9 protein-coding genes are annotated in these 6,756 nt (G+C 34.2%); 6 read left to right on the forward strand and 3 right to left on the reverse strand.

Features of this window, described 5'->3' with window-relative positions; translation table 11 throughout:
* Positions 1 to 15: 15 nt before the first annotated feature.
* Positions 16 to 543, forward strand: coding sequence for a peptide-methionine (S)-S-oxide reductase MsrA (gene msrA, locus H9632_RS13415; RefSeq protein ID WP_191704569.1), 528 nt, complete (start codon positions 16 to 18; stop codon positions 541 to 543).
* Positions 544 to 972, forward strand: a complete 429-nt coding sequence (gene msrB / locus H9632_RS13420) for a peptide-methionine (R)-S-oxide reductase MsrB (protein WP_191704570.1) — start codon at positions 544 to 546, stop codon at positions 970 to 972.
* 62 nt (positions 973 to 1,034) lie between these two features.
* Here the strand turns inward: msrB and H9632_RS13425 are convergent, their stop codons facing one another.
* Positions 1,035 to 2,813 carry a methyl-accepting chemotaxis protein gene (locus tag H9632_RS13425; RefSeq protein WP_191704571.1) on the reverse strand — a complete coding sequence of 593 codons (1,779 nt, stop codon included), beginning with the start codon at positions 2,811 to 2,813 and terminating at the stop codon, positions 1,035 to 1,037.
* 104 nt (positions 2,814 to 2,917) lie between these two features.
* Here H9632_RS13425 and H9632_RS13430 point away from each other — a divergent pair, with 104 nt between their 5' ends.
* A complete protein-coding gene (locus tag H9632_RS13430; RefSeq protein WP_191704572.1) occupies positions 2,918 to 3,130 on the forward strand; it encodes a YozE family protein in 213 nt (70 codons plus the stop codon).
* Between the two features lie 194 nt (positions 3,131 to 3,324).
* Entirely contained in the window at positions 3,325 to 4,032 is a 708-nt protein-coding gene (gene deoD, locus H9632_RS13435; RefSeq protein WP_191698952.1) for a purine-nucleoside phosphorylase, read from the forward strand.
* Positions 4,033 to 4,145: 113 nt separating this feature from the next.
* Here the strand turns inward: deoD and H9632_RS19135 are convergent, their stop codons facing one another.
* Positions 4,146 to 4,325 carry a tyrosine-type recombinase/integrase gene (locus H9632_RS19135; protein WP_191704586.1) on the reverse strand — a complete coding sequence of 60 codons (180 nt, stop codon included), beginning with the start codon at positions 4,323 to 4,325 and terminating at the stop codon, positions 4,146 to 4,148.
* Between the two features lie 243 nt (positions 4,326 to 4,568).
* Positions 4,569 to 5,165 (reverse strand): hypothetical protein, encoded by a 597-nt coding sequence (locus H9632_RS13445; RefSeq protein ID WP_191704573.1) that lies wholly within the window; start codon positions 5,163 to 5,165, stop codon positions 4,569 to 4,571.
* A gap of 527 nt (positions 5,166 to 5,692) precedes the next feature.
* On the opposite strand from H9632_RS13445, the gene H9632_RS13450 reads away from it, so the two are divergent.
* Both H9632_RS13450 and H9632_RS13455 read left to right on the forward strand, forming a co-directional pair.
* Positions 5,693 to 6,184 (forward strand): RNA polymerase sigma factor, encoded by a 492-nt coding sequence (locus tag H9632_RS13450; RefSeq protein ID WP_191704574.1) that lies wholly within the window; start codon positions 5,693 to 5,695, stop codon positions 6,182 to 6,184.
* Positions 6,185 to 6,188: 4 nt separating this feature from the next.
* Positions 6,189 to 6,677 (forward strand): hypothetical protein, encoded by a 489-nt coding sequence (locus tag H9632_RS13455; protein WP_191704575.1) that lies wholly within the window; start codon positions 6,189 to 6,191, stop codon positions 6,675 to 6,677.
* Positions 6,678 to 6,756: the final 79 nt, after the last annotated feature.

Here is a 6,756-nt window from a genome sequence, read left to right on the forward strand (position 1 = left end):
CTAGGAGGCAAATTTATGGCATATGAAAAAGCGACATTTGCAGGGGGATGCTTCTGGTGTATGGTAAAGCCATTTGATACACAACCCGGTATTATAGAGGTTGTGTCAGGCTATACGGGGGGGCATGTTGAAAACCCAACATACGAACAGGTATGCAGTGAGACAACCGGCCATTTAGAAGCTGTGCAAATTACATTTGATCCAGCTATTTATCCATATGAAAAATTAGTTGAGCTTTATTGGACATTAATTGATCCAACTGATGCTGGTGGTCAATTTTATGACCGCGGTGAATCCTATTCAACGGCAATTTTTTACCATAACGATGTTCAAAAGCAAATTGCCGAACTATCTAAAGCTAAATTAGAAGCAAGCGGGAAATTCAAAGCACCAATTGCTGTAAAGATTTTAGAAGCTAAGCCATTCTATGTAGCGGAAGAATATCATCAACATTACTATAAAAAGAATCCCGCCCATTACGAACGCTATTCAATTGGTTCTGGCCGGGCTGGATTTATTGAAAAACATTGGGGGTCCAAGTAAATGAATAAAGAAGAACGCTTAAAGCAATTAACAGAGATGCAGTACCATGTTACGCAAAATCAAGGAACTGAACCACCATATAGAAATGAATATAACGATGTTTTTGAAGAGGGAATCTATGTTGATATTGTATCCGGGAAGCCATTATTTAGCTCAAAGGATAAATATGATGCCGGTTGTGGTTGGCCTTCGTTTTCAAAACCAATCGAACATCTGGAAGTAACGGAGCACTTTGATACTTCTCATGGAATGCGTCGTGTAGAAGTTCGAAGCAAAACTGCAGATTCACATTTAGGACATGTCTTTCCTGATGGACCACAAGAATTAGGCGGCTTACGTTACTGTATCAATTCTGCAGCCTTACGCTTTATTCCAGTAAGTGATTTGGAAAAGGAAGGCTATTCTCAATATTTATCAATGTTCAAATAAAAACAACTCGCTTGTGGTATCCCATAAGCGAGTTGTTTTTTTGAATGGAGCAGGGTATAGGGTTAAATTTTAAATTCACCTACAACACTTCGTAAATTATCTGCCTGTGCTGCCAATTCAACAGCCGACGCATTAATTTCTTCCATTGAAGCTGAACCTTGTGAAGCGGCAGCTGCACTGCGTTCTGTATTAGCAGCTGTATTATCCGCAACGGCCGCAACATGAATAAAGGAAGAGTTCACATCATGACTGTTGTGCAATGTTTGCTCAATTTGACCAACCATATGTGTTAAAATATCTGATGTTTTTTCTGTCTGTAACAAAATATTTTGCAAAGAATCAGTTGTTTCATTTGTCACTTCAACACCGCGAATTACCTTTTGTACACCTGTTTGGTTTTGAGCAATGATGGATTTCACTTCAGATTGAATGGATCCAACAATTGCTGCAACTTCACTTGCAGCCTGCTGTGACTGCTCCGCAAGCTTTCGTACTTCATCTGCAACAACTGCAAATCCACGGCCATGTTCTCCAGCCCGTGCTGCTTCGATAGCAGCATTTAAAGCCAACAAGTTTGTTTGTTCAGCAATTGCTGTAATGGTACTAATAATGGATGTAATATTTTCGGATTTGCGGCCTAAATTTTCTACTGTTGACGATGTAGTTGCCATCGTTTCTTCAATTTCAAGCATTACATTTGAAGATTGTGTAACAGAATTACTACCGATTTGTGCAGCATCCTTCATCTGCATAGCTGCATGTTGAACTTCCAATGCCTTTTCGTTTAGATCATGCATTGATTGCTCTAGCTTCTGCATTTCGTTTGCTGCATTTCCGATACTAGTTAAAATTTCGGTACTATCATTGGCAATATCAATTGTTGAGTTTGCGATAAAATCAATTGTACGTGCATTTTCATCTGCTAATGCCATTAATTCCTGTGAACTGCCGGATACATTATCTGCGAGATTGGAAACACGCTTTATTAATACAGAAATGGACTCGATTAGTATATTTGTAGAGTTTGCAATTTCAGAAAACTCATCTTTAGTCTTAACCTTTACACGACGAGTTAGATCGCCTCCAGCTTGTGCAATATCCAAAATAGACTCATTAATTGCTTTTGTATTTTTGCGGATTGATTTAAATAGGATATAGCCCAATGTAATGGTCAAAACAATCGCAACAAAAGCTAAGACAAAAAAGGAAATTTTAGAGGCTAACGCAAATTGTTCTAATTCACTTATGGACTCTTCATTTCGTTGTTCCAATATTGTGATAAGTTTGGACGTATTATCATCAATATATGATTTGAAATTTTGGCTTCCACTATTGGAGAAGAGTTTAGCTGCATTTTCATATCCATATTTTTGACGTACTTCAATTGTAGATTTAGAATAGGATAAATAATTCGTATAAAATTGCTGAATTTGTCCAACTATCTTCGACTCTTCATCCTGATTTTCAAAGGATTTCTGAACAGATGTCAGGTTGTTATGTATTACCTCTTTCGTTTCTTCAAACAATTGGAGATACTTTTCATCCCCTGTAATTAAAAAGGTTTGTTCATGGCTTGATAGTTTTGCGATATCAGAAGCCAGGTTGTTGATTTGAAATTGTTGTTTAAGATTTTCATCTGCAAAGTTACGCAAACTTGTTTGTAAGTTTGTTATATTAATATACGATAAAATTTGCATAGCAAGGATTATTGCCATTAAAATTGTAAACGCAATTAAAATTTTACCTCGAATGAGATGAAAGAAACGAAATGTTTTTTTTGCAGGTTTCACTTTTTTATTATTTTTTTCGGATTTAGTACTTAATTTCTTTTTCTTTTGCATAAATTCACCATCTTTTCTGAAAAATCAATTTTTTATTATTCTACTACACTAATGGGGAATTTTCACTATAATAATGTAAAAAAATATAAGTAGGAGGGAAACTATTGAAAAAATCATTTTATCACTATGTATTAACCTATAGAGGGGGAGAATGGTCTGATGAAAAAGTTCGATTTGCTGAAAGTATGTTTGTGGATCATTCGTTTCCTAAGCAATCCGATAATTTTGAAGAACTTTCGACCTATATTGAATTACAATCAGATGAATATCTAACAATAGAGGCATTTGACTCACTTTGGGATCTATATGATGTTTAAATTCAATTGATTTTTGCAACTCATGTAATTTTTAGGTATAGTTTAACTAAATTCCGAAGATGTAAAATTGAGAACATTTGACAAAATATTGTATGTTTAACCAAAATATTTATAAAGCAAGACGTCTAACGATTGAATATTTATACGAAAACGTTTACAATTTAAAAGAATTATGATGAAAAGAGGTTTTATAAATGAGCGTTCACATTAATGCCAAAAAAGGCGATATTGCAGAAATCGTATTATTACCAGGAGATCCGTTACGTGCAAAATATATTGCAGAAACATTTTTAGAAGATGTGGTTCAGTATAATGAAGTGCGTAATATTTTAGGCTATACAGGTACGTATAAAGGTAAACGTATTTCTGTACAAGGTACAGGCATGGGTGTCCCTTCTATCTCCATTTACGCAACAGAATTAATGCAGGAATACGGAGTTCAAAAGCTAATCCGTGTAGGTACTTGTGGAGCGATCCAAAAAGATGTTAAAGTTCGCGATGTAATCATTGCTCAATCTTCATCTACGGATTCAAGTTTAAACCGTGTTATTTTCGGCGGTACAATTGATTTTGCTCCAACGGCTGATTTTGATTTATTATTAAAAGCTTATAATGCTGCAAAAGAAGCAGACTTAAACGTACGTGTAGGGAACATTTTCACAGCTGATATGTTCTATTCAGATGAAGCACAAAACGAAAAATTAGCACAATACGGTGTGTTGGCAGTAGAGATGGAAACATCTGCACTTTACACATTAGCTGCTAAATTCGGTCGTCAAGCTCTTACAGTATTAACTGTATCTGACCACATCTTAACAGGTGAAGTAACAACTTCAGAAGAGCGTCAAACAACGTTTAATGACATGATGGTTATTGCGTTAGAAGCTGCGATTCAAGAGTAAGTTTACCAAGGGTTTGTGAGTTGGCATAATTTAACAGGGGACTAAAAAGGGACTAGGACCTTTAGAACGTCCATTGGAAGCCTACTAGACAAGAAATTGTTTAGTGGGTTTTTTTAGTGGAGTGAATAGATGTTGAGCGTATCTCGTATATTAGCATGTCCAAACTGTTGTTGTATGACTTTGATGTTCACACCTTTAGCGAGCATAAGGGATGCATACGGATGCCGTAACCCATGAAATGAGATGGCAGGTAGTTCATGTTGTCTTACAATATCTCGCCATTGGTTACTCAGGGTTTACGTATGACAGAGTTTTCAGCTTTACTCTTTGAATCATTAGATTTAGCTCACAACACTATACTTGTTGACAGTACATTACAGTATGACAAGCTCACAAACCGCTTCTTTTTGGATATAACTAAAACTCAAAACAACGAAAAAACACTCACAAGTTGTTCACTGAACAGCTCCGTGAGTGTTGGTGTTGTAGTTGGGTTGGGGTGAAACAGTTACCATGAAAATATTCTCTTTAACAGTCTATTGGATTTGAATTTTAGCTGTTTGAAGTTTGCTTTGCACAGATTCGTATGTTGAATTTAGATTCTTACTATATTCAATATAAGAACCTATTGGAGATGTAGATAAACTGATAAAAGTATTATAGTTCTCGTATAAATCTAATACTGCTTTATACTGTTGTTCATATTTAGCAGGTGGATTTTTTAAAAGTGACAAATTCTTAGAAACAATATTGTGATTATTTAACGCTACTTCTGTTGCATTACTTTTAGCCATTCGAACTATAGTAATCATAGTATCAAAATTACCTTTCTCTAATCCTATTCCTAGACCTCCGCCAAAGTATGCTTGATTTGACCAATTTAGAAGTGGTTCAATTTCTTCTTCGGAAATCTCTAAGTTTTCACTAATAGTCGATAAAGGGATACTTCTGTCAATTATCTCTCCCCAATATTCTTGGTAGGAACTTCCGATTACAGCTGATTCAGTCGTCGAATACTCTATATCATCTAATAATTGAATTAGTTGTTTATGATATTCTGTTTCATCAGCACTCTTATTCCAAATGTAATAACTAATACTGCCACCTAAAACTACCAACAAAGTCACAATCAAAAAACAGCCTTTTTACTCATGAGAATACCTCCTAATATAAAGATATTGTAACATAAAAGTGAATGTTCCATTTAATAGTTTTGTGACTATAGTAACATTTTTATATATATAGATTGGTAGTACAGTAAAGTGACACCGATCAAACTACGTTAAACGATATGATCGTTATTGCGTTGGAAGCTGCGATTCAAGAGTAAGCGTACCTAGGGTTTGTGAGTTAGCATAATTTACAAAGTGCCCAAAAGTACCCATAAACGTAATTTTAAAAGTGCCTAACAGGTGAAAAACTTGTTAGGCACTTTTTTAGTTGAAAGAATCAATAGCATGTATATATGTATTCAGTATTGTTTCAAAAGCAATAGCAAATATTTGTTTTCGCTCGTTTAGTCGACTTTCATTTGGAATGATATTATAGGGTTAATTCGGTAATAAAAACATACTTTGGTAAATTTAAAAAATAATAGCAACTTTAGCAAATTCTTAGTCGTCTCACTTGTGAAGGGAAAATGATTCAGGGAGATTAAAAAATGTCTAAAATGAATCCTTTAGTTCTGATTGAAGAAATATACAATGAGCATTATGCGTATTTAAGAAACTTTTTAATAGGTCTAACTAAAAGTGATGTAATAGCTGATGATATTATTCAAGATTTTTTTACAAAAATTTTAGTTTCACCCTCATTAGTTACAGAAGTTAAGTATATGAGGAGTTGGTTAATAACAGGGGTTAAAAACACTCTACTTGATTACTATAAAAAGAAGAAGCCTGAGTTGCTTCAAGATGAGAATATTATTGAAACGTTACTGGTTGATAATTATACACCAGAAGTAAGTGCAACAATTAACAACGAATTGGAAATGGTTTTAAGCAAGCTATCGACTTCTGAAAAAGCAATTATTATAGCAAAAGAATATTATGGTTATGACTATAATGAAATTAGTGATCTTTTAAATATACCAGTATCCACAATAAAATCGATAGTGTTCAGAATGAGAAAAAGAATGATTAAAGTGAGGTAATTCTATGGATTCTTTCAAAAAAATACATCTTTTATCTCTGGAGTTGATCCCTATAATTAATGACCTGGATGATGGGCCGAGACAGGTTGTTTTAGAACATATCACTGACTGTAAAGATTGCAAAAATTTATATGATAGTACAGAGCACTTTAATTCAAGTATGCCAAAGCAAGATTACTCAGAAAATGTGGAGTTAAAGCCTTTAAAAAAATTAGTGCAGTTTAATAATGGATTAAAGTTATTACTCATTACTGTAAGAGCGTTAATTTTATTTTATATTGTTTACTCCAGCTTTAAATATTATGGTGCGGAGTCTGTAACATCATTGCTAGAGTATTTCAGATCGGGGATATTTCTATTTTACATACCAGCCGCCATATTTCTACTCGTATTTACTTTTACTTTTTTCAATAAAAATTGGGTTTGGATATCCCTGGTGATTGATTTAGTAATTATTTTATTTTTAGAAAAAGTGCTGCAGTTATTTTTATAAATGGAGCATTCCTGTTAGAAGGATTTTCGGGGACTTGAAAACAAAAAAGCCCTCTTGTATGATGCTTGAGTGTCAACCA

Source organism: Solibacillus merdavium, from assembly GCF_014836935.1.
Taxonomy (GTDB): Bacteria; Bacillota; Bacilli; order Bacillales_A; family Planococcaceae; genus Solibacillus; species Solibacillus ferritrahens.